This is a genomic window from Streptomyces bambusae, assembly GCF_020532645.1.
Classification (GTDB): domain Bacteria; phylum Actinomycetota; class Actinomycetes; order Streptomycetales; family Streptomycetaceae; genus Streptomyces; species Streptomyces bambusae.
Window position 1 is genome coordinate 98714 of the sequence record NZ_JAJAUZ010000002.1, and the last position, 22323, is coordinate 121036.

Below are 22323 nucleotides of genomic sequence, written 5' to 3' on the forward strand. Positions count from 1 at the left end.
GTACTGGTACACGCTCCCTCGCGAGCGCCAGGGGCATCGGGAGGTCTGGCCGTCCGGACCCTCTCCGTGGTCCGGACGGCCGCGCCTCGGCCCCCACACCTGGGAGAGAGAGCCCGCACCAGTCGTGACGGTAAGTTACCTTTTGCGGCCAATGGGCCAGCCACCAGCTAGCCAGGCAGGGCCTCACCCTCTTGGAGATCGTTGAAGATCTCCCGAAGGAGCGCTGCCCTCAGGTCGACCTGGGGCAGCTGTTCACGGAGCCGGCTGATGGCCGCCGGGTCGGAGTCCGGCAGCGAAGCACGCAGGAGTAGCTTCATCTCCGCTCGGGCCTGGGGGTCGACGATCGGCACCTGGATGCGGTCGACGACGGCACCCGCCCCCAGCTGCGTGACGCCCCACTCGCCAGCGGATTCCTCGATTGCCCACACCACAGAGTGGTTCTCGGGCGACAGGGTGAGACGGCACCCGGGTCCGGCCAGGGCGCTGAGTGCCGGGAGCGGGACACCGTCGGGGCCGGCGAGCGCCGCGGCTCCGTCAGCGCTGTCGACGACGAGGCGGGCAGTGAGCGCCCGGGCTGCGCGGCGGCGGGCGGCGTCGGCTTCGGCCTGTGCAGAGGGCTGCGGAGTCGTAGGCGAGCCGGGCTCGGCGTGGGCCCAGGCGTTGCGCTTGCCTCCCAGGGCGTCGGTCTCATCATCGGAGGTCTCGGCCTCGACCCAGGTGATGACCACGAACCGGCAGTGCGGCATCGACGCCGGGTACAGGACGTGGGAGACGACCTCGACGGTCTCCCAGCCCAGGGCAGGGATGATCATCCGGAAGACGTGGCCGTCCCTGTCGGCCTCCAGATCGGCCTCGGTGCGCCAGATCCGCTCGACGTCCGGGTTCTGACGAACCTCGGCAATCAGTTCGACGAGCTCGGCGTTGTCCTTGTGGGTGGCCTGGGCGAACTTCAGCAGGCGGACGTAGGCTGCGGCGTGCATGTCCCAGTCGTGGTACTGGGTGCGGGCCTCCGGGTTCGTCAGAGCCCAGCGCATTAGGTTGGCGCGCGGTTCCATGACCCAGGGCCACCACTCAGCCATTGCCGCGTTGTACGCAAGGACGTTCCAGTTGCGGTCGGTCAGATACGTCGGCGAAGGCATCTGCCTGTCAATCAGCAGGCGAAGGGCCCGGCGCAACTCCGGGCTGGCATCGATCTGCGGGTCACCGTCGAGCGAGGTGCCGATGTTGTACAGCAGCAGGGCGTGACGCTCACTCTTGTCGAGCCCGAGCAGGTCCGCGAGCGCCTCGCACTGAGGCTTGGTGAAGCGGGGCGGCACGGCCCCCTTCTCCACGTTGCGGTAGGTCCGGACCCCCATGCCGAGGGCCTTGGCCACCGGGGCCTGGGTAAGCCCCGCCGCCTGGCGCCATCGCTTCAACCAGCCGCCGAACCCCATGAACTGACCGGCGATTTCTCCGCCGTGTGCGCCCTTGTTCTCGGCGCGGTCATCGCCGAAGGGGACGGTCCCCTGAGCAACCATGAGGCTCTTCCTTTGTCTCCGCAGTGTGCAGGACGACATCCGGACGAGGGCATGAAAAAAGAGGGGCAGCACGAACGCTGGCCCCCCGGCCGGGTGTCTCCTACAAAGACGATACGACGACCCTGAGGGCTTTCCGCAATTTGTGGCCTCAACCACAGAGCAGGTGGTTAAACGTGAAACCACGTGGCGCCACACCAGATCCGCCTTTCGTGACGAATCTGGACATTCCTACGCCCGAACTGCCCATGATCGGGAAAGCGGCAAATCCTTGCCGTTTTTTGTTGCAAGGGATTGAATGATCATTCATGCAGTTGGCTCCTACCCCAACTAAGCGGAGCGGAACTCGCCAACTCCCCTGAAAACCAGGAGCGTTACTCATTCCTTTACGTCGCCTCCACGCTTCCCACACCTCCGTCTACGCGCGTGGATTCGCCTGTGAGATGCCGTTGACGAAGGCTTTGCCTGCGGGCTTAAATCCAGACCTGACCAGCCGGTAAAGCGCGACAGCCTGCCGGTTCACAGCAGGTCAGAGCATGTGCGGGAAGTTGTATGAGGTCGTAGAGCTATCTCTGGACCTTGGCGCAGCCTGCCCATATGTTCGTCGTCGCTCGCCGGGCAGTCCGCCCGGCCAACGGGGGATCGGGGGGAGGGACCATATGCAGTGCGCGCACCAGCCGCGCGGGTTAGACCGCAGAAACAGCGACGGCGCCTGAGAGAGGCAACTCTCAGACGCCGAACGCTCACGGTGCTCCCGCCCATGCAAGGGCCGGAGACCACCTTCATCCGCACCGATCCTTCTCACGGGACCACCGGTGCGGCTTCACTGCACAGGAGAGTGTTGCATGATGCCTGCCCAGCGCAAAAGACCGAGTTCTTCGGCCCGCGCAGCAACGGCCCCCCTTCGTAACCCCGCCCGTGGGGGTGCCGTCTGATGGCCCGCATCCGGACGATCAAGCCCGAGATGTTTCTGTCGGAGGATCTCGCCTCGGTCGACATCAGCGCGATGGTGACCTTTATCGGGCTACTGACGCAGGCGGACGACAATGGACGCTTCCTTGCTCACCCAGCGATCATCGCCGGGTTCCTGTGGGCGCTGCGCGCCGAGCACACCCCGGAGCACGTAGCCAACGACCTGGAGCAGCTGGAGGCAGCCGGGCTGATCTGCCGCTACATCGGGTGCGACGGCAAAAAGTACCTGCACATCGTGACGTGGGAGAAGCACCAGAAGATCGACCGGCCGTCCGCCTCGCGGCAGTCGCGATGCCCGAAGCACCAGGCGCACCAGCGGTGCGGCGGGTGCGCGGCGGAGAAGCAGGCGGCCTGCCCGGCGGTGGAGTCTGCCACGGTGCAGGTTCCGGCGACGCCGGCGGGGATCAGCGGCCCGGTCCTGCAGGGTGTGGCGCACCCTCGTCGAGCCCTCGATCACCCGGTTTCACCCGAATTTACGCCTGCGGACGGGTACGCCGCAGCACCGGTCGAGGCCGGTCTCCGGTCGGGGCAGGCTCGTGAGACCGTCTCGGATGCTCCTACGGCTCCGGCTGAGGAAGTTGCAGGTCAGAGGGCACTCGCCGAGCCCTCGTCGCAGGCTCGCGAGGGCTCGGCGCCTGGATCTAGGATCTTGGATCCTGGATCTTCCCCTAAGGGGGGCGAGGCCCCCGCGCCCCAGTCGGCTCCCGATACCGCTTCGACGAAGCACCTGGTGGCCGATTACGTCGGCGGGCACGTCCAGCGCCCCCCGAAGGCAGTGATCGGACTGGTCGGGCGGCACGTCAAGGGCCTCCTGGAGGAGGGCTTCGACCCCGAGGTGATCCGGGCAGCCCTGGAGCGGCTGCGGTTCAAGAACCTGCATCCGAGCGTTCTGCCGAGTTTGGTCAACGAGGCCCTCAATGCCTCACCGCCGCATGGCGCCGCTGGGGTGTCGTCCGCCTCCGGCGCGGGGGCCTGGGCCCACACCTCGGGCTACACGCCCTACATGAACCCGACCACGCCGGAGCCGACCACGTTCGGGGGCAGCCTGTGACCCGCGCCCGCCTGACCGACCCGCTGCCGGCGGTCTCCGACCGGCTGCGTGAGCGCCTGGCCTCCCGCCTGGCCGAGCGCGGCATTGACCCTGCCACCGCACCGGTGCTCCCGGACACGCCAGAGCCGATCCCGGCACTGGAGGCCGCCCAGAAGCGGATCCCCTACGCCTACCGAGAGGCGGCGCCCCAGCATCCACAGGTCGCCGCCTGGGTGCGGACCATCGCGGACGCCTCAGTCGCCCCGGCCGCCGAGGACCTCAACTCCCAGTGGGGAAGGCCGGGTCGCCGGCGGATCGCGCACGGCCCGTCGCTGCTGCTGTGGGGCGGGACCGGGATCGGCAAGACTCACGAGGCGTACGGGGCGATCCGAGCCCTGACCGCCGCCGGGTGCGGAGTCGAGTGGCACGCGGCGACCGCCGCGGACCTGTACGCGGAGATGCGCTACCGATCCGGCGTGGACCCCGAGCACATGCTCCGGCGGATCATGCGGGTGCCGCTGCTGCTCCTGGACGACCTCGGCGCCGCAAAGACGTCGGAGTGGACGGAGGAGATCACCTTCCGGCTGGTGAACTGGCGCTGCCAGAACCGCCTGCCGACGATCTTCACCACCAACCTGCCGCCGGTCCGCGACGACCGCATAGACAAGCACCTTCCGGTGCTGCGCGACAAGGTGGGCGACCGGGTCCTGTCCCGCCTGTCCGGCATGTGCACCCCGGTGGAGTTCACCGGCCCCGACCGCCGCTTCCAGCGCGCCTGACCGGCCCCACGCCCGGCGCACCTCCTCCCCGGCGCGGCACCGCCGCCGTCGCCCCCTGCTCCGCCTCCCACCGGCACCCCAGCCGCACCCCGCCCGACCGCAGGTGCCGTGCTGCCCTGACCGCCAGCCGGTGAGGCGTACCCGAAAGACAGCTCCCGATGCACTTGATCACCTCGAACACCACTCCCCCGCCGACGCTACGGGCCGTCTCCGACCACAGCTGGCACGCCCGGGCCGCCTGCCACGGCATGGACCCGGACTCCGCCGACGGGCTGTTCTTCCACGCCCCCCGCGACCGCTGGGCCATCCGTGAGGCCCTGGAGACCTGCGGCATGTGCCCGGTCCGCCAGGAGTGCTTCAACTACGCCCTCGACAACGAGCAGAAGGAAGGCATCTGGGGCGGCATGACCGCTGACGAGCGCGTCCACTGGCACGACATGACCGAGCACCGTCTCGACTACGACCGCGTGCTGTCGGTGATCAACGGCCGAAGCATCCAGCTAAGCGAGCAAGAGCGCCGGACTCTGATCCGGTACGCCGCCGCCCAGGGCTGGAGCCCCGAACACCTCGCCTTCACCCTGCAGGTCAGCCTCAACTGGGCCCGCGACGTGCTGCGCGAAGAAGCCCGCGCCATCGAGGACCGCGACAACTTCAACGTCGTCATCGACACCAACCCCATCGCCACCGCACGCCAGGCCGAAGCCGACGGCACCGAGCCGTCCGGTGCGGGCACGCGCCACGACGGCGATGGTCCCGAACGCGACCGCAGCAAGCAGACCCCCGAACCCGTGCCCCGGCAGGTCCACACCGCCGCCCTGATCAACGACTTCCGAAAGGCCCCATGCCTCCCCGCCCCTACCACGTCGGCGCCATGCGCCTGAGCGTCCGGCGCACGGCACCCGCCACCGTCGGCATCTCCGGAGCAGCCGCCTCCTACAACGACCCGCACCAAGTGGCCGACGCCGGCACCACGACGAACGGAGGCACCTCCCGATGACCACGCAGACCGCTGAGCGCTACGTCCTGATCGCGGCCGGCACGGTCATCGTGGTGCTCACCGCCGCCGGATTCTGGCTCTCCTACGCGCACCTGGCCGAGGTCGCCGGCCTGCACGGCCTGGGCACCTCCCCCATCCGCCAGTGGGCCTGGCCCGCCACGTTGGACGCGTTCATCGTCACTGGCGAGCTGCTCATGCTGCGGGCCGGCCTGCGCCGTATGACCGACTGGTGGGCGATCACCCTGACAACCACGGGGTCGATCGGCTCGATCGTGCTCAACGTGGCTGGCGTGAGCGGCACTGGCACCGCGCCGGTGCCTCTGCTGAACTACGTGGTCGCTGCGATACCGCCGACCGCCGCCCTGCTGGCCTTCGGTGTCCTGATGCGCCAGCTCCACCAGCTCGTCGCCACCCCCCATCCCGGCCAGAGCCCGAACGGTGACCGTGCCCCCGCACACGCCGCACCGGGACCAGCCGCACAGGACGAGGCGGTTGGGGACCGGGCGGCCCCTGGCTGGGGCGAGGGCACCGAACATGACGGGAACCGGGCGTACGGGACCGAGGCCTCCATCGGCGGGGACCGTCCCCACACCGCCACAGGGACCGACCACGGCCCCCTCCGAGACCGCATCACCACGGTCTCCAGCACCGGTCACGGTCCCCACACGGTCCCGGTCCCCAACGGGGGCCGTACGAACGGGACCGGCCGTCCCGCCGAAAGGGACCGAAGCGCCACGACCGGGACCGTCCCGCATGGCAGCGACCACGGTCCCCGATCGGTCCCCAACGCCGCCGTCCCCCAGGGAGACCGTACATACGGGACTGGGGGTTCCGCCGCAGGGGACCGTCCCCACACTGAGGGGACCGCCCCCGGGACCGGCCACGGTCCCCTCCGGGACCGCGCCACCGCGGCCCCCGACACCGGCCTCGGTCCCCAGACGGTCCCAGTCCCCAGGGCCGCGGTCACCAGCGGGGACCGTCCCCGGCACGAGCGCACCCTCGCGGTCCCGGGGACCGGGGACCGCCCGTGGACTGGGCTGGGGACCGACGCTGAGGGACCGCGTCCCCACCCGGTCCCCGACGGGGACAAGGACGGGGAGGGGGACCGGGATGACGCTGGGGACGGGGACCGAGGTGACGGCGAGGACGAGCCCGCCGCCGGGGAACGGGGACCAAACCCCGCGGCCACGCGCACTCCGGACCGGGACCGCTCCCGAACACCACGGGGAACACGGCCCCGTACGGGACGGGTACCGCGGTCCCGAACCCGTCTCTCCGAGGACGAGATCGTCGACTTGCTGCGCCCCCATGTCCCGGCGGCGCTCGAGCGCGACGGCAACGAGTCCATCACACGGGTGCAGCTGCGGCAGATCATGCGCGAGCACAGCGTCCCGATCCGCAACGACCGCCTGACCCCCGTCCTCGCGCGCCTGCGCGACGAGAACGCCCCCTCCACGAAAAGGAGTTCCGCCCGATGAAGATCTGCCCCCGCTTCACCCGCATCAAGGCCGGATTCGAGACGGAGATGGGCCTGATGGCCAGCCACTCCGCGGCATGCCGGCACCCGGCCGGGCAAGGCCAGCGCCGGGATGGCGGTCGGCACCAAGCAGCGCATGGCCAGAGCCCTCACCCGCCACTATGCACACTGCCCCGAATGCGGCTAACGCCCACATAACCGCAGGTCAACCACCTACTTAAGCGCCACCTGGCACCCGGGTGGCCCGGTCACCGGCCGGGCCACCCGCCCGCCTTCCGCCCGTCCACCCGTACGACAGGGGCAGGCGGCCACCCGACAGGCACCCCACACCACCGGCCAGCCCAGCAACGAGGACCCCAGCCCCATGACCAGCCCGAACACCACGCCCGCGACCGAGCACTCTAGGTCGAATTCCAACCCGACCTCGACGCGAGCAAGTTGGGACGGAAGCGTAGCTTCCGCCGAACCCGCCCCCGAGGGGGCGGGCCAGGACCTGCACCAGGGGGCGCAGGTCCTTCTGGCTTCGACCGGGGGCGGATCGAAGCCAGAGCAGGAGGAGAAGCCGTCCGAGCGTCGCAGCCGCCGCGACCGCGCCGACCGCGCCCGACAGCGCCCGCGCCAGCCGCGCGAGAAGAAGCGCCTGCACCAGCCCAATACCCGCTTCAACGAAGAAGAGTTCGCCCTGATCAAGTCCGCCGCTGCCCGGTGTCGCCTGTCCGTCGCCGGCTTCCTCGCCCGCGCCTCTCTCGCCGCCGCCCGCGACCTCGACCGCACCAGCGCCGAGATCGCCGACGAGCGCGAAGTGATCACCGCCCTCTTCGGCAGCCGGCGCAGGCTCGGCTGGGCCGGCAGCAACCTGAACCAGGTCTCCAAGGCCCTGAACTCCGGTGCTGACGTCCCCCAGCTCGGCGCGGCCCTCGCCGCGGTCCAACGGGCCGCCGACACCGTTCACGAGGCCGCCTCACAGCTGATCGCGCAGCGCACCTCGTGATCCCCAGCGTCAACGCCCCCGGATCGCGGACCATCGGCCTGCTCGCCTACCTGTACGGGCCCGGCAAGCACGAGGAGCACACCGACCCGCACCTCGTCGCGTCCTTCGACGGCATGTCCCCCGACCCCGGCCGGGACCCGAACGCCACCCTGAAGGACCTCCAGCAGCTCCTCGACCAGCCCGTCCAGGCCCTTCCCGAGCACGCCCGACCCGCCAAACACGTATGGCACACCTCCGTGCGTGCCACCGCGAACGACCGGATCCTCTCCGACGAAGAATGGGGCGAGATCGCCCGCCGGATCGTGGCCGCCACCGGCATCGACCCCGGCGGCGGCGAGCCGGGCTGCCGCTGGGCAGCCATACGGCACGCAAACGACCACATCCACATCATCGCCACCCTGGTGTGCGAGGACGGCAGCCGCCCCGACGACTTCCGCTCCGGCAAACGGGCCCAGGCCGAGTGCCGCCTCCTCGAGAAGGAACTCGGCCTGCACCAGGTCGCGCCCGGCGACGGTACCGCCGCGCAGCGCCCCACCAGCGCCGAACGCCACAAGGCCGAGCGCCAGGGCCGGGAGCGCACCGCCCGGGAGGAACTGCGCGAGACCGTACGCCGCTCGGTCGCCGGAGTGCGCAGCGAGGAGGAGTTCTTCGCCCGGCTGGCCGCCGCCGGTCTACTCATCCGCAAGCGAGTCGCCCCGTCCGGTGACCTCCTCGGGTACAAGGTCGCCCTCCCCGACGACCGTAACAAGGACGGCGAGCCGGTGTTCTACCCCGGTGCGCGGCTCGCCCCGGACCTGTCCCTGCCCCGCATCCGCGAGCGCTGGACCGTCGCTGCGCCCTCCAGCCAGGAGCGCGAAAGCGCTACGGCCGACGCTCCGCTGCGAGCCATGCGCGGGCCCGCTTCCGCACGCCGGGCCGCGACCACCGCCGCCTGGCAGGCGGTCCTGGTCCTCGACGACGGCGACGACGGCGTGATCGCCGCGCACATCGCGGCGGCGGGCGAGGTCCTCGACGCGCTCGCCAAGACGTCCGCCGCCCACACCCGCAAGCAACTCGGTGAGGCTGCCGTCGCGTTCGAGCGGGCATCCCGCTCCCACGTCCGGGCCGTCCGCGGGCACGACCGCGCCCTGCGCCAGGCAGCCCGCGACCTCGTTCACGGCGGACCGGCCCTCGGCCGTGGCGAGGACGGCGCCACCACCGCCATGCTCATCGACATGGCGTTCTTCCTCGTCACCGCCGCCGCGCACTGGCACAGCAAGAAGCAGCACGCCCAGCAGGCCGAGGCCGCCCGCCAGGCCGCCGAACACTTGCGTGCCGCCTACCAGGCCGCAGCCTCCCAGCCCATGGCCGTCCTCCACCAGCGCGGCCGTCTCCTCCCCCTGCCACTGCAGCGCCGCCACACCCTCCTCGTGTGGGAGGCGCTGCCGGAGCTGGCCGAGCAGATCCTCGCCGAGGCGGGGTGGCCGGCGCTCGCGGCCACCCTCGCCGATGCCGAGGCCGTCGGCCACGACCCCGCCGTCCTGCTCACCGAGGCAACGGCCCGGCGGGAGTTGAACAGCGCGGCCTCTGTCAGCGATGTCCTCGTGTGGCGGCTGCGTCGCGCCGTCGGCCTCCCCGCCGACGCCTCCGCCCATCCCCTCCCCGGCGCCGCCACGGCCCAGGCATCGTCGCAGTCGCGTACAAGCGGGCGTACGCAGAGCCGCGACGACCGTCGCCGGGGCCGGTGACTATTCATGAATTTGCTAGTTGCGGCAGGTCACGGGGTTGGTGCACGATCTCCCGTGCCCGGCTGGATCAGGACGAGGGGGAACTGATGCTTCGACGCAGACGTGAACGACAGCAGCGGCTTCAAGCACAACAGCAGTGGGAGGTCTGGAGCGCCATGCACGTCGAACCGGACCCGGCACCGTCGTCGGCCGCGGCGGCAGCCGTCGCGGTGGTGGACGACTATTTCCTGCCGCCCGACCTGCGGATGCCGAGCCGTGACGAGCTGGCCGGGATCCTGATGCCCCACGAGGCGCCCCTCGTCATCGACGGCGAGGTCCACGCCTGCGCCGACTGCGGTGCGTACCGGCAGTGGATCGTCGCCAGCACCCGCGACGGCGTGTGGCTGCGCTGCCCTGCAGGCCACGAGCGGCCCGAGTCCCGCCTGGATGCGGCCTGGTTCAACCGGGTCAGCGGCCCCATCACCGCCCAGCACGCCTCCTACGAGGAGTGCCTGCGCCACCTCGGCCACTGAGCCCCCGGCCCATGCCGGAGGAGAACCTCTTGCGGGACCGGTTGTTAGACCCGCCACACCCAGCAAGGGTTCCCCTGCGTCGTCGCACCATCATCGCCATATCCCTGGCCTTGACCGCCTCCGCCCCGCTGTCCGGCTTCTCTGGCAGACCCGCACCATAGTCGACTGGGCGGACTCCGCCGACGGGCAACTGGCGCTGCCTCACCCGCGCGCCGCGGTGTCCGGCCAGGGAGTGGGTCCTTCATCCGGCTTTTGCGCTCGACCGGGTACGTGGTGCGGTCGGCTGGGCGTGGCGGTCCCGCCGAACCACTCTGGTCGTTGCGGCGGGGCTCGTGTAGAGGCTGGTTCCGTTCCCATATTCTCCGCGCTCGGTGGCCTCGTCGGTCTTATAGGCGAGAGCGTCCCGGACGCCGAGTGAGCGGAGCGCGACCAGGACGCGTCGTACGTCCTGTTCGTCGTGGTGGTTGGCGGTGTAGATGATGACCGGGCGGCGTGTGGGGTCACCGTCGAAATCGTTGCCCAGGGTAGCAACCTTCGCTCCGGGTCCCAGCTGTCCGGCTTCCACGGCCGTCTTGATGAGTTGCCAGCCTGCGTTGAGGGCGCGGACGGGCAGGAACCACAGCCATTTTCCGGCGTTCGCGTAGTCGCTGGCAGCGCTCGGGGACAGGAAGTCGACGCCCGGGGCCATGACCCACTGCCATGGATGGCGGGTGTCGGCCGCTGGAGGGAGAACGTCGCTGGGCTGCTGGCCTGTGCGGGTGGGCTTGGTGTGCATAGATTTACGATATGCCGCATTCTTTGCGTTTTGGTTGCTATGTGTTCTGGTGTGGTTGTCAAAGATGCTGCCGTTGACGAAGGGCGGCGTGACCAAGCCTTGATGGCGTGCTGCATGGCGGCTGTCGCGGAGTGCGATCCGGCCCTTGCGCCCGCTCGCCGGAGCCAGGTACTGATGGACTGCCTAGCGGTTCTTCGAGCTGCTCACCCCCCGGAGCGGGCCGCGGAGCTCGGGATGAAGGAGTTCCGTCAGGGTCTGCGTGGCACGCTGGGGCCACTGCTTCCCCCCGCTCCGGGCAGGTCCGACCGCTTCGACAGCATGAAGCTGTTCGACGTAGGGGGACTCGTCCGGGACGCGGTCCAGGACCTGTGCAGCGAGCACCTGGTCCCGCAGACTGCCCTAGATCAGTACTGGCCCTGGGCCCGGGTACGCGCCGAACAGGAAGAGCAACGCCTGTTCGACCTCATGAGGCGCCTGACCCCCGAGGACTACCGCCGTGCCCGTTTCCTGCTGGGACGGCATGCCGCGGGTCCGGTACGAGAACTGAGCCGGCAGTGGGACCGGCTGTGGATGCGATTCGACTTCTTCGAATCGGTGGCCGACTGGCCGTGGTGCCAGGTCGATGGGTGGTGGTATCCGTGCCCGATCTGCCGTTGGCCCATGCGGGCTGTGCGCTCCGGGGCATTGTTCGATGTGCGGTGTGAGGCCCACGCGCCCCGAGGCGTGCACTACCGGTACAGGCTTGGGAAGGGGTCAGGCCCGGGCGAGCTGACCGGAACTGGGAAGGCAGCGGTACCCGTCACTCCCCTGCCGGCCAGCTCCGACCATCTGGCGGTCAGCCGGCCCGTGTGGCGCTACGGCACCCTTCCCGTCCTTCTGGAACTCCAGCTGCACGACAAACTTGCTGGCCTGCCGTTCGTCGACGTGGAGATGTGGCCGGGGGAGCAGCGGCCGGACGAGTATGACCTGCACATCAGCGTCACGGTGCCGGGCAGGCGCACGCGGCACTGGCGTGTGGACGCCAAGGCGTGGGAGTCGGTTGTCGCGCTCGGGAAGGCTCTGCATGACCGTCCGGGACTGCGGCGCGGACTGACGATCGTTCTGCCTGACCACCAGGACAGCGAGCGGCATTTCCTCGGCGACCAGGTAGCCCACCGGGGTGTGAAGGTGACCACCGTCAGCCGTCTCGTCGAGTGCGTCAAGACCGCGTGCGGAGCGCTGAGGTGACGCCGGAAGAGTGGGAGCTGCGGAAGCTGTCCGTCACGGTGCCGCTGGCGCTGGCGCAGGAGTACTTCGGCTTCCGTGATGCAGACGGCCGCATGGTCGTGCCGCTGGACATGGCGTACGTGTTCGCGGCCGCTCGCGCGGACCTGTGGGAGCGCTGGCCGAAGGTCCCCAGGCACGTCAGAGAACTGGCCGGCCGCTACTGGCGGGTGCGCCCCGACGATCTGGCAGGACGCAGCATGTTCGAGGGGATCGCGCGGGCCTGTGCGGCCTCGGGAGGCCTCTACCGGCTTCCCGACGACGTGCCGCCCCGCGAGGCCACCTACCTGCTGGCCGCCCATGCGCAAAGGCCGCTGGAACTGGCACGGGAACTCGTGCGTGAGGCCGAGCAGTACTACTACAGCACTTGCAGGCCGCTGCCCGTAGCCGGCCCCGGGAAATGGCAATTCGGTGGACCTGAGCCCTCCGTGGTGACCATCCCCGACACTGAGGAAGGCGCTCATGTACGGCCTGTGCGGCTGACGACCGCCCCGTACGCAGCGCTGACGACGGTAACCCGCAAGAAGATCCTGCGCCTGGCCCGGCGCCAGGCCAAGGCCGGGCCCGAACGCCACGGCTGGAAGCCGGGCCTCCTCACCTCCTTCATCGACCGGCTCCAGGACGCTTCCGGTGCCCCTGTCACCCGTCTGAACCTACCGGCCGGGAAGGTCACAGTCGCCAACGCGCCCACGGGCGTGGGCAAAAGCGTCCTGATGAACAACCTCGCACCGCTGCTGGCCGCACGGGGCCAAGGCCCCGTCGCCGTGGTCGTCAGCACGATCCATGACGGCCTGACCAACGCCGAGAGGATCGAGGCGGACGACGCACTCGTCTTCCAGGTCGCTGCTCAGCTGGCCCAGGCCACCGCCCGCCACAAGCTGCGCTGCGTGCCGCTGGTCACCGAAACCCGCATCGCGGAGCAAGCCCAGCGCGCTGCCGAACAAGGCCACGAGGACCGACACGACAAGCTCGCCTACGGATGCGACCTGTCCGCATGGGTAACCGATGGCCCCAAGGTGACCCGCGGCCGCGAGCCCTGTCGTGCTCTGACCCAGGTCACCGATCCCGCGGCCGACACCGCAGACGCGGAACAAACGGGCCCGCACGCCTGCCCCCGGATGGCCGTATGCGGGAAGTACGCCCTGTTCCGTCAAGCGGCGCAGGCGGACATCATCGTCACCAACCACCACAACCTGCTGCGCGGCCTCATCCAAGTACCGGTCGACACTGGCCGGCACGTCCTTCGGCAGATCACCGCGATGGAGTTCGTCCAACGCCACTGCCGCCAGATGATCGTCGACGAAGTCGACAACCTGCAGAACAGCTGGTGCTCCACAGGCGCCCACGACTTCTCCCTGGCCACGCGGGGCATCAACAAGACCTCGCTGCTGGTGCAGGTGGACCACCAGCGCCAGAGCCTGGCAGCGGCGGCAGACCGCCGGGTGATCAACGCCCTGTTCAAGGCCAGAGGACTGGGCGAGCAGTTCCTCAACTACGTGCTGGACGGCGAGCTCTGGCTCGAACAGGACACCCAGGAGGACGAGCGTCCCGGATCTGGATGGCACGTACCAGGCATCTGGGACCGCATCCTGATCAAGGACCTCCTCGGCCTCGACGAACACGCCCGCCTCGATCGGGACACCCACAAAGCGTTCCGGGCGATCTTCCCTGATGCCGATAACAACACCGCTCCCGACCCACGCTTCAAGGAACTGTCTGGCATCCTCGCCCGTGCCGTCAGCCGTGACACCGACGAAGACGAGCTGCCCCTCCTCAAAACAGAAATCGCGCGAGCCCTCAAACACCTCAGGATCCCCAGACGGCGCCACCGTGACGTCAGCAACGCACTGCTCGTCCGCGCATGGCTGGGCTGCCTCCACCAGAGCCTCACCTACCTTAAGTCCGTCATCGCCGGACTCGGCTCCCAGCTGACAGCCGGCCGTGAACTGGCCCGAGCACTCGGCTCCTTCACGCAAGGCGGCGCCCTGCCCTACGGCCCCTTGGGCTACCAGCTGTTCGGATTCAAGGTCAACAAGAACAACCGGGGCGGCGGAGAGCTCTTCGTTCAGTCCCTCGGCGGCGACCCCCACACCGGGACCGTCCAGCTCGGCGGCACCATCGCCCTCGCCACCGGCGGCTTTGAGCGCAGCGTTCTTGCCCTGTCCGCCACCGCCTTCTTCCCCCGAGCAGCCTGCGAGCACCTGCACACCGAACCCGCCTACGTCATGACTGACGCCACCCCCGGCGCGGTCACCGCCCTGGCCGGCACCGTCTCCGACTCGGACACCGCATGGAACCCCATCACGGTCGGAGGCATCGACGAAGCCTACAAACCGGAAAGGATCCAGGAACTCGGGAAGAGACTCTGGCAGACCCGGCTCTCCGAACACCTGAGACAGCTGGAGATCGACGACCACGACCGGGCCAGAGCCATGGTGGTCTCCAACTCCTACAAACAGGCCGCCCTCCTCGCGATCGGCATCGCCTCAGCCGCATTGCAGGCCTCCTGGATCGCCGTGGTCATCCCCAAGTCCGGAATCCCGCCGGGCATTCACCTGCCCCCAGGCGTAGTGACCATCACCATCGACCAGCTTGAGGACCTGCCCCGCACCCACCCCCAGGTCAAGGTCATCTGCGCCCCCCTGTCCCTGGTAGCCCGCGGACTGAACATCCTCGTCCCCGGCACCGAACGCTCCGCATTGGCCTCCGTGTGGGTCGGCCTACGCCCCGTCGCCGACCTGCACTCACCCGCGGCGATGTACGCCAGCATCAACGCGACCGCCATCGCTGCAGCCTGCCCGGGCCCCGACCCCGCCCGCATGCTCGCCATCCAAAGGCGAGCCGCCCGAAGGCACCTCCACACCCTGCTGAGCAGCGACCCGCGCTTCAGCAGACTCCCCCGCTACCTGAAAACCGAGATCCTGGCAGGAATCCTGGTCGACCTCATCCAGCTCGCCGGCCGCGCCCGCCGCGGAGGCACCCCCGTCCAGCTCTACCTCGTCGACAACTCTCTCCTCGACACCCGCCTGGGCTCCGACTTCCCCTCCCTGGTCCGCTCCTACTACGCCGGACTCACCGAGGACGAACAGGCAAGCCTGCGCCGCGTCTACGGCTCCACCTTGACCGCGTGGCTCGACTTCGCCCACGCACCCGACATCCCCCCGCTCTCCCACGTCCCCCTGCCCCGCAGCGAAGACCTTGATCACGAAGGCGTCTGATGAGATGAGTACGGACCAGACCCAGCTGTCCCTGCTGGCCTGCCACACCGACGAAGAACTTCTGGGCTCGGTATTGCTGTACCGCCTGCCCGAGGCAAAGATCGACACCGCCTGGAGAAAGCTGCGTGAGGAATACCGCGGCATCACCGGCTCGAAAGCCAACCTCCCCTACAGCGGCCTGCTGACGGTCCTACGCGCCATCGGCTACACCAGCGCCGTCCTCGACCCCACGTCCAAGGCCAACCCGCCGAAATTCCTCGCCACGGCACGGCCCATCGACCGCGACGACCTGCATGCCGCCATCACCCTCTGGGAGCAGGCGCTGCTGCAGACCCCCGCCGACAGCTTCACCTTCCAGCACCCGAGCCAGATCGCCGACCTCATCGCCGGCACCGCGCCCGAAGAGGTCAAGCTCTGGGACCAATTCACCCGCACCACAGCCTGCGTCGACGCGCCGGGGTGGGTCTGGAGGGCCGCTGGCTGGATCCTTGCAGACAAGCTCGCCGCCCACACATGGAAGATCGACGGCAAGACCGTCGCTTTCCGCCGGGATCTCGACAACTGCCTCCAGGTGTGGGATCCCACCCTCCTATGGAGCAACACCTGGCTCGCCGCCCGTGGTGAAACCCTCGAAGACACCCCCAAGCCCGACCAGGAAGACCACGCCTGGAAGAAGGTCACCCGATACGCCACCCTCCGGCTCGACGTCAGCATCAACTCCCACCCCGGCCTGACACACCCGGTGGCCGTCGTGCAACCTTCCGTCTCCCGGCTGAGCAAAACGCTGCGCAACGCACGGACAGCCTGGTTCGAGCCCCGCAATGCCCAAGGCCCCCTCCTCAACCTCGAGCTCGGCGGATACGGCGAGTACACCCACCTCAACCACACCACCCGTCTGGCGTTGGACGCCTGGACCCGCCTGCACGGAGAATCCGTCTTCCCGCGTGACGAGGACAATGAGTTCCTCGCCCCCGCCGCCCTCGACCTGAGCGGCCCTCCCGGAAAGCTGCGCGCCCTCGTACCCTTCGCCACGAGCTACCCGGTCGGCAGGGGCCTGGGCATGTACGGCCAACGGGAGCTCGCCCGCCACGTCAGTACCGCCCTCGACCAGTCATTGGTCAAGTGCGCACAGGTCGCGGGCCGACGCCCCTTCGGCAACCGGCGCACCACCATCGAAGGCCGCGACGCGATCCTGTGGGACGACGAGAACCTGCCGCACATCATTGCCGCATCCGGATGCCGGAAACTGCGCATCCTCGCCCTCTACAAGAGCCAGGACATGCGCACCCGCATGCAGTCCCTGCTGGCCTACCACTTCAATCGCCCCGACCTTGCCGCCAGCGGCATCGGCGAGCACAAGGTCGTGCCCCTCAACGAATACGTCGAGGTCCTCTTCCAGTCAGCACCGGAACTGCTGGCTCACGGCGAGCACCACGATCAGCGCCCCGCACTCGTCAGACAACTCAACGGCCTCGACGCCCCCGAGGACACCCGCCTTCTCGCCCTGTGCGAAACCGAGTACGACCCCAAAACTTGGGCCCGCCAACGACGCGCCTCGAAGAAGACCGACTCCACCGTCGTCAACCCCGACACCCTCGACGCAAAGCACCGAGTCAACGGCGAGCTCGCCCGACATCGAGTCCTGGCACAGTTCCTCACCCTGTACAAGCCCGGACGACGCAACCCCCGCAAGAAGGACCGCGAACTCACCACCGACCTCGAACTCCTGGGCCTGGAACTTCAAGGCCACCACCGCGGCCACATGGCCGTAGCAGACCTGTCCCGCGTGGCAGGCCTCGTACACCCGCGACTGACCAAAGCACTCGCCTCCGGCCCCAACGGCCTCAAGGAGCCGCTCGTCCACGTCGGGCTCCACCTGCGCCAGCAGCGCGGTGAACGGCACGTAGGCACCGACGAACCGAAACTGATGTGGACCCTCGTCGCCCTCGTTCCCCACGGCCCTTACTGGCGAACCCTCGCCTACCTTCCCGCCGAGCACGCCGGCCCTGGCACCTGGCTCGACTACGCCACCGCCAACCACCAGTTCCGGGCCAGGCCACTGCCGGAAGGCAGACGCCGCGATGACCTCCTGCCCCGGCACATCGACCACGCACTCTACGACCTGGGCAGGCACGCCGGCCGATCACAGGGATACATCCTGTATGTCTCCGGAGCCGAAGCCCGCAGCATCTGGCCCCTCCTCGCCAACAAAAACCTGGGCGAAAGGCCCGACGCCGCCGGCCTCATCAATGGGCGGCCGGCGCTGCCCGGTTTCACACTCGCACCCGACCAACGCCCCCGAGCAGTCATCCGGGTCACCTCTGGAAGCGACAACGTGGCGAGGCCAGCCCTCATCGAACGCCTCCTCCACGACCCGGAGCACGACGAAACCTGCACCGAGGAAGGCAAGCTCGCCACCGGCCTGTTCCAGATGGAAGACGCAGAACAGACATTCATCCTGTGCAACCTTCCCCACCAGTTCACAGGGGGCGCACGCTACGCCCGAGCAGGCGAGTCCTACACCCGGTGGGGCAGCAGCGACCCCAAGGAACAAGCCGAAACCTGGTACAGCCACACGGCAACGGAGATCACCGTGCTTCACCATCCAGCCGACCAGGCCCTGGTCACCTACGGCCTCACCGCTGCCCGTCTATGTGACCACGCCCTTCACTGGGAACACCGCACCCAATACCCCGCACCGATCCATCTCGGCATCCAGATGGACAAGAACCACCCCGAGTACCGCCGGACAGTCGACAACCCCGACACCGGCGATGAGGCCGAGACCTAAGCCACGAGGCAGCGCGAAGCCCAGCTGTGCCCCGCACAGCTGGGCGACACCTCCCGCATCGACACATGATGCGAAAGAGGCGGTACGGCTCGCCGTGGACCCGGAAGACCCCGCGGAGTGGAACCACTGGCTCGAGCACTTGGTCGACGGCGTCCCCGTTCAACTCGTACGCCCCATCGACACAGACCGCCCCTCCTGGGCCGCCTACGAGAACGCTCGATACCTGGGCACACTCCATGCCCAGATCGACCTCGACGGACGCTGGCACGTCCAGCGGCTGAACGAGCGCCACCTCAGCCTCGACGATGCCGTCCGCGCACTGCGCCGCCCCGATGACTAGCTAAGCAAGGCAACCGAACGCCTAAACCTGCCGCGCCGCGACGCTGGTGCTTGGTGCACCGGGCAACGCGGCACGGCAGGACGCTGGCCGGGAGACGCCGACGGGCCGCGACCCTCCCCCAGGGCGACGTGTTCGGCGCGGATGCCCGGACGAAGCCGGAATCATCCTCGGGCGAAAGCCAGCATGTGGGCCGAGGAATCCGTCAGGGCCGGGTAGGGCTCGGCGACACGTGCAGCAGCGAGCGCCGCTTCGTACATGGGGGTGCCGATCAGGTCGATACCCGCGTACTTCGTGATCGCCTTGACTGCGACCCAGCCCGGCCCCTCCACCCCGTAGACGGCGTGCTCGGCAAGCCCTGCCGCCGTCAGCTCTTCGCTGAGCTCGGCGGAGGTCTGGAAATAGGCGTGGGTAAACCCGCGGGAACCGGAGTAGCGACCTTCGTCGAGGGTGGTGCGCACACCGTCCTGGATGGCGCGCTCGGCGATGCCAGTCGTGGCAATGTAGTCGAGCAGCGGGCTATAGCGGCTGATCACGGCTGCGGCGAGGAGTCCGCCGGGCCGCAGGACGCGACGGGCCTCGCGCAGGGCGGCGAGTCGGTCGGACTGTTCGTGCAGGTGGTAGAGCGGGCCCAGGAGCAAGACGACGTCGAAGGAGTCGTCGGCCGCGGTCAAGGTCCGGGCGTCGCCAAGTTCGGTGGTGACGCCCGGGATTTCGGCGGCCTGGGCGATGTGCTTGTCGACGGGGTCGATGAGGTGCACGGTGTGGCCGTCCTCGGTGAGCCAGCGGGCGTGGGCGCCGGGCCCGCCGCCGACGTCGAGGATCCTCGCTGGTGCGGGTGGCAGCTGCCGGCGTAACAGCTCCCGGGTGCGTTCCAGTTCGAGCATGCCGGTGGCCGTGGTGTGCAGGCGTCCGGCTTCGTCGGACTGGTCGTAGAAGGCGATGATCTCCGGGCGAACGGGCTGGAAACTGGACATGAGGCCCCCCTTGTCGGTATCGGATGGCGAGCAGGCTAGGGCACTCCACAAACTGATCGCCTCGCATTTCTGGCCGGCGCGTCCCCTCGCCATCCCGCGCCCGCCTGCCTCGGCCGCCCCCGGATGGTGTCCGCCTTGTCGGCAAACGCAACAGGCCCGGAACCCCCGTTGAGGGAGTCCCGGGCCTGAAGTCATAAGTACCGATAGAGCGGCATGCCGTCCGGGACCGCTTGGACCAGCAGTCCGGGCCGGTGCCTTCATCCGCACGCGTGCCGTCTACGGGCGTCGTCGGGTACGACTCTGAGACTAGCCGTTCAGGTCCATCCGCAGGTGCAGACTGCTTCCCATGTGGCGCGGCCGGTGCAGCCTTCCGTGCGGGGGTAGCCGCGTGGGGACAGACGGTGCCGGTCGGGGCCGACGGTCGGGCATTCAGTGCCGTCGGTGTGGTAGGCGGTCAACTTGGGCAGGCTGCGAGGCAAGGGATCCTCCAAGACGGACGTGCAAGTGGGTTGGTGTCCGGGTTCAGAGAGCCCGGGTGAGGATGAGGCGGCCCTCGGTGCCTTCGGGCAGGTTGCGGCGCAGGACTGGGGCAGGTGAGGCCAGGGAGGCGGCGAACACGGCGACGAGGTCGTGCGGGACGCTGGGGCTGAACGTGGCGGCCCACTGGTACGGGGCGCCGAGTACGGGCTCGGCCCACGCCTGCCAGCCCATGAGGTCCGGGCGAGGGTCGGCGTCCTGGATCTCTGCCGGGGTGGGGCCCCAGGTGAAGCCGGCGGACAGTCCGGGGTCCCATGCGGTGGTCTCGGGCCGGTCCACGTCGCGGGCCCAGCCGAGCGCGGTCAGCGCGCCGAGGACGGCTTCGGGGCCGTCGTAGTTGAGGGCCGGGTCGGTGCGTGCCTCGACGGCGAGGAGGAAGTCCGCGACGGCTTCGTGCGGGGTGCCTGCGGTGAAGTAGGCGTTCCACTCGGCCAGTGCGCTGTCGGCGGCGGGGCGGGCGGAGACCTGCCAGGCGACGGGGAGGTCTCCGAGGTGGAAGAGGTTGTCGGTGAGGATCCATTCGGCGCCGCACAGTCGGCCGGGGCTGAGGAACAGCCAGGTGCTGCGGGCGGTGGTCCAGCTGGTCCAGCCTGCCTCGGTGAGCAGGCCGGTGATCCGGTCGGCGAGGATGCCGTCGTCGCCGGCCAGGTGGCGTGGGGTGACCCAGTACGCGGGGTCGGCGGGGTTGGGGGTGGACGGGTAGCGGGGGTGGTGCGGGTTCAGCAGCGCCTCCAGGCGGTTGCGGTACGGGTCACTGGCCGGCGCCTGCAGTGCCGGTGGCGGGGCGGCGGCGCCGCGGGGGTGCCTCGTTGGGCTCGTGCCAGGCCAGGCCCACGGCGACCGCGGGCGGAATAGGGCCGAGCTGTTCACCGCGTTCGGCGATGTAGGCGACCGTCCGCCCCTGTGTGTCCACGGTCGTGGTGATGCCGGCGATCGTGTGCTCCAGCGGGAAGAACGGGTTGATGGCCAGGCGCACAGGTGCGCTGCGGTCGAAGGCGGACAGGCGGTCAATGAACTCGCCGACGGTGATCTCGCGATCCAACAGGTTCTCCTTCAAGAACGTGAGTGAGACTGCCCTGCAGGCGTCGCGGGCGCTGTTCAGCCCAAGGTCACAGGGCAGGAAGTGGCCAAGACGTGCGAGACGGCGGCCGCAACGACCTCTGCGGGCGTGTCGACGTCGAACGACACGTGGTATCCAGGGAAGTCGGCGAGACCAGTGACCGCGAGTTTCCAGCCCTCGCCGTCGGTGCCGGGGCGTCCGGCGGGGAACCAGCCGAGGTAGAAGCGGCCGTCCTTGCTGCTGATGTGGAGATCGGCCCGGTCGTCCACGATGAGGTTGAAGTCCTCGGCGGTGAACTGGTCGATCACACTGGACGGCTGGCCGGGGCCGAGCTGCCAGGAGCGGAGCCTCAGCGCCTCGATCGTCGTCGCGAACCCGTGTTTCGAGCCTTCCGCAGCCATGAGCTCACACCTCTCTGACCTGGGGTTTCTTGGGAAGGTGTCCACGTTGACATCGGTTGCCGCGCTCCACCAGTCCTTTGCCGATCTTTCCTGTCTGCCCCAGGCGAACTGGGGCACCGAGGCCCACTGCGGGACGCCCGAATCTCACGATTGATGGACCCACGGCCTACCTGCCATGGAACCCCCGTTGGTCCGCCCTCAGCCGACGCGACGACGGTGGGCGCTGTCAGCGGCGGGTTCTAGGATCCCGGCATGATTTCCCCCGAAGAAATCGAGCAGATCATGACTCGGATCGAACTCGAAGGGGACGGTGAATTCTGCGACTGCGGGGCATGGGCGGCCCGCCTGGTACGGGGCCGTGAGTGCCCGGGGTGCTACCGGATGCGCCGGGGCATCGAGAAGTACGGGCTCACCATCTCCGAGTACAACGCCATCTGGCGCGCGCAGGGTTTTCGGTGCGCCCTCTGCGGGGACAATGACGAGCCCTGCGACGGCGGTATCCCTCACGTCGAACCACGCCCCTGGCAGATCGATCACAACCATGAGTGCTGCGGCATGAAGGGCTCCAGCAACCGTTGCTGCGTTCGCGGGATCCTCTGCCGCCCCTGCAACCTGAATGAGCTGGCGCCGTATGAGCGCAAGCGCCGTCGCGGCGCCGGCTTTGCCGTCCCGGACATCGACGCCTATCTCGCCAACCCGCCGGCGCGCCGCCCAGAAGCCCGTGTCATCCGCGGCCGCGACGATGCCTACCTGCCGACCTCCTGGGCCTTCATTCACGATGCGGAGGTGGTTAAGCACGGGTATGTGAGGTAGTCGTGAGCATTCCACCACTGATGCCCGCCGCCGCACAGACTATGGGGAGGCGTCTAGCTGGCACGCATGCACGTCCTTGGCCTCCTCTAGGAGGGGCGCGGACCGCTCGATAGGGTGATCCTGCCGAGGGCCACCTCGGCCCCTGCACCCGA

At 69.1% G+C, this 22323-nt stretch carries 19 protein-coding genes and 1 pseudogene; 14 read left to right on the forward strand and 6 right to left on the reverse strand.

All coding sequences use genetic code 11. The features are described from left to right. Positions 1–167 precede the first annotated feature (167 nt). Entirely contained in the window at positions 168–1517 is a 1350-nt protein-coding gene (locus LG634_RS01865) for a helix-turn-helix transcriptional regulator (protein ID WP_226731774.1), read from the reverse strand. 931 nt (positions 1518–2448) lie between these two features. Here LG634_RS01865 and LG634_RS01870 point away from each other — a divergent pair. The 9 genes and pseudogenes from LG634_RS01870 to LG634_RS01905 all read left to right on the forward strand — a co-directional run bounded on the left by LG634_RS01870 (position 2449) and on the right by LG634_RS01905 (position 9999). Further along, positions 2449–3537 carry a hypothetical protein gene (locus LG634_RS01870; protein WP_226731775.1) on the forward strand — a complete coding sequence of 363 codons (1089 nt, stop codon included), beginning with the start codon at positions 2449–2451 and terminating at the stop codon, positions 3535–3537. Next, positions 3534–4295, forward strand: a complete 762-nt coding sequence (locus LG634_RS01875) for an ATP-binding protein (protein WP_226731776.1) — start codon at positions 3534–3536, stop codon at positions 4293–4295. Before LG634_RS01870 ends, LG634_RS01875 begins: the two co-directional genes overlap by 4 nt. 158 nt (positions 4296–4453) lie before the next feature. Next, positions 4454–5176 (forward strand): WhiB family transcriptional regulator, encoded by a 723-nt coding sequence (locus tag LG634_RS01880; protein WP_226731777.1) that lies wholly within the window; start codon positions 4454–4456, stop codon positions 5174–5176. Then, the gene (locus LG634_RS37705) at positions 5167–5292 is read left to right on the forward strand and encodes a hypothetical protein (RefSeq protein ID WP_264202601.1); all 126 of its coding nucleotides are present in this window, start codon (positions 5167–5169) and stop codon (positions 5290–5292) included. The genes LG634_RS01880 and LG634_RS37705 overlap by 10 nt, the downstream gene beginning before the upstream one ends. Further along, a pseudogene (locus tag LG634_RS01885) lies at positions 5289–5709 on the forward strand (DUF2637 domain-containing protein); the annotation flags it as partial. The gene LG634_RS37705 and the pseudogene LG634_RS01885, both read left to right, overlap by 4 nt. An 878-nt stretch (positions 5710–6587) precedes the next feature. Next, entirely contained in the window at positions 6588–6770 is a 183-nt protein-coding gene (locus tag LG634_RS01890; protein WP_226731932.1) for a hypothetical protein, read from the forward strand. A gap of 363 nt (positions 6771–7133) precedes the next feature. Continuing rightward, positions 7134–7760: a hypothetical protein gene (locus LG634_RS01895; protein WP_226731778.1), complete on the forward strand. Its 627-nt coding sequence runs from the start codon at positions 7134–7136 to the stop codon at positions 7758–7760. Continuing rightward, positions 7757–9487 carry a relaxase/mobilization nuclease domain-containing protein gene (locus tag LG634_RS01900; RefSeq protein ID WP_226731779.1) on the forward strand — a complete coding sequence of 577 codons (1731 nt, stop codon included), beginning with the start codon at positions 7757–7759 and terminating at the stop codon, positions 9485–9487. The genes LG634_RS01895 and LG634_RS01900 overlap by 4 nt, the downstream gene beginning before the upstream one ends. 155 nt (positions 9488–9642) lie before the next feature. Continuing rightward, positions 9643–9999: a hypothetical protein gene (locus tag LG634_RS01905; protein ID WP_226731780.1), complete on the forward strand. Its 357-nt coding sequence runs from the start codon at positions 9643–9645 to the stop codon at positions 9997–9999. 241 nt (positions 10000–10240) lie between these two features. On the opposite strand, the gene LG634_RS01910 is transcribed toward LG634_RS01905, so the two are convergent. Further along, positions 10241–10774, reverse strand: coding sequence for a putative phosphothreonine lyase domain-containing protein (locus tag LG634_RS01910; protein WP_226731781.1), 534 nt, complete (start codon positions 10772–10774; stop codon positions 10241–10243). Positions 10775–11008: 234 nt separating this feature from the next. Here LG634_RS01910 and LG634_RS01915 point away from each other — a divergent pair, with 234 nt between their 5' ends. From LG634_RS01915 to LG634_RS01930, 4 genes are read left to right on the forward strand one after another with little or no spacing between them, the layout of a single operon-like run. Next, positions 11009–12001 (forward strand): restriction endonuclease-related protein, encoded by a 993-nt coding sequence (locus LG634_RS01915; protein ID WP_226731782.1) that lies wholly within the window; start codon positions 11009–11011, stop codon positions 11999–12001. Continuing rightward, positions 11998–15255, forward strand: a complete 3258-nt coding sequence (locus tag LG634_RS01920) for an ATP-dependent DNA helicase (RefSeq protein WP_226731783.1) — start codon at positions 11998–12000, stop codon at positions 15253–15255. The genes LG634_RS01915 and LG634_RS01920 overlap by 4 nt, the downstream gene beginning before the upstream one ends. Positions 15256–15259: 4 nt before the next feature. Continuing rightward, on the forward strand, positions 15260–18046 hold the full coding sequence (locus tag LG634_RS01925) for an RNaseH domain-containing protein (RefSeq protein WP_226731784.1): 2787 nt from the start codon (positions 15260–15262) through the stop codon (positions 18044–18046). After that, positions 18030–18386: a hypothetical protein gene (locus tag LG634_RS01930; protein ID WP_226731785.1), complete on the forward strand. Its 357-nt coding sequence runs from the start codon at positions 18030–18032 to the stop codon at positions 18384–18386. The genes LG634_RS01925 and LG634_RS01930 overlap by 17 nt, the downstream gene beginning before the upstream one ends. A gap of 161 nt (positions 18387–18547) precedes the next feature. Here LG634_RS01930 and LG634_RS01935 read toward each other — a convergent pair whose 3' ends face one another. From LG634_RS01935 to LG634_RS01950, 4 genes are all read right to left on the reverse strand, one after another. After that, entirely contained in the window at positions 18548–19360 is an 813-nt protein-coding gene (locus LG634_RS01935; protein WP_226731786.1) for a class I SAM-dependent methyltransferase, read from the reverse strand. A 522-nt stretch (positions 19361–19882) separates the two neighbouring features. Continuing rightward, positions 19883–20632, reverse strand: a complete 750-nt coding sequence (locus tag LG634_RS01940; RefSeq protein ID WP_226731916.1) for an SPDY domain-containing protein — start codon at positions 20630–20632, stop codon at positions 19883–19885. 16 nt (positions 20633–20648) lie between these two features. Further along, positions 20649–20939, reverse strand: a complete 291-nt coding sequence (locus tag LG634_RS01945; protein WP_372482355.1) for a hypothetical protein — start codon at positions 20937–20939, stop codon at positions 20649–20651. A 56-nt stretch (positions 20940–20995) separates the two neighbouring features. Next, complete coding sequence (locus tag LG634_RS01950; RefSeq protein ID WP_226731787.1) at positions 20996–21358, reverse strand: SPDY domain-containing protein; 363 nt, start codon at positions 21356–21358, stop codon at positions 20996–20998. A gap of 252 nt (positions 21359–21610) precedes the next feature. Between LG634_RS01950 and LG634_RS01955 the strand changes: the two genes are divergently transcribed. Next, positions 21611–22171: an endonuclease domain-containing protein gene (locus tag LG634_RS01955; protein WP_226731788.1), complete on the forward strand. Its 561-nt coding sequence runs from the start codon at positions 21611–21613 to the stop codon at positions 22169–22171. Positions 22172–22323 lie beyond the last annotated feature (152 nt).

Coding starts and splice junctions, on each gene's coding strand:
- LG634_RS01865 (WP_226731774.1), bottom strand. CDS start 1,517: ATGGTTGCTCAGGGGACCGTCCCCTTCGGCGATGACCGCGCCGAGAAC.
- LG634_RS01870 (WP_226731775.1), top strand. CDS start 2,449: ATGGCCCGCATCCGGACGATCAAGCCCGAGATGTTTCTGTCGGAGGAT.
- LG634_RS01880 (WP_226731777.1), top strand. CDS start 4,454: ATGCACTTGATCACCTCGAACACCACTCCCCCGCCGACGCTACGGGCC.
- LG634_RS37705 (WP_264202601.1), top strand. CDS start 5,167: ATGCGCCTGAGCGTCCGGCGCACGGCACCCGCCACCGTCGGCATCTCC.
- LG634_RS01895 (WP_226731778.1), top strand. CDS start 7,134: ATGACCAGCCCGAACACCACGCCCGCGACCGAGCACTCTAGGTCGAAT.
- LG634_RS01905 (WP_226731780.1), top strand. CDS start 9,643: ATGCACGTCGAACCGGACCCGGCACCGTCGTCGGCCGCGGCGGCAGCC.
- LG634_RS01910 (WP_226731781.1), bottom strand. CDS start 10,774: ATGCACACCAAGCCCACCCGCACAGGCCAGCAGCCCAGCGACGTTCTC.
- LG634_RS01915 (WP_226731782.1), top strand. CDS start 11,009: ATGAAGGAGTTCCGTCAGGGTCTGCGTGGCACGCTGGGGCCACTGCTT.
- LG634_RS01925 (WP_226731784.1), top strand. CDS start 15,260: ATGAGTACGGACCAGACCCAGCTGTCCCTGCTGGCCTGCCACACCGAC.
- LG634_RS01930 (WP_226731785.1), top strand. CDS start 18,030: ATGAGGCCGAGACCTAAGCCACGAGGCAGCGCGAAGCCCAGCTGTGCC.
- LG634_RS01935 (WP_226731786.1), bottom strand. CDS start 19,360: ATGTCCAGTTTCCAGCCCGTTCGCCCGGAGATCATCGCCTTCTACGAC.
- LG634_RS01950 (WP_226731787.1), bottom strand. CDS start 21,358: ATGGCTGCGGAAGGCTCGAAACACGGGTTCGCGACGACGATCGAGGCG.
- LG634_RS01955 (WP_226731788.1), top strand. CDS start 21,611: ATGATTTCCCCCGAAGAAATCGAGCAGATCATGACTCGGATCGAACTC.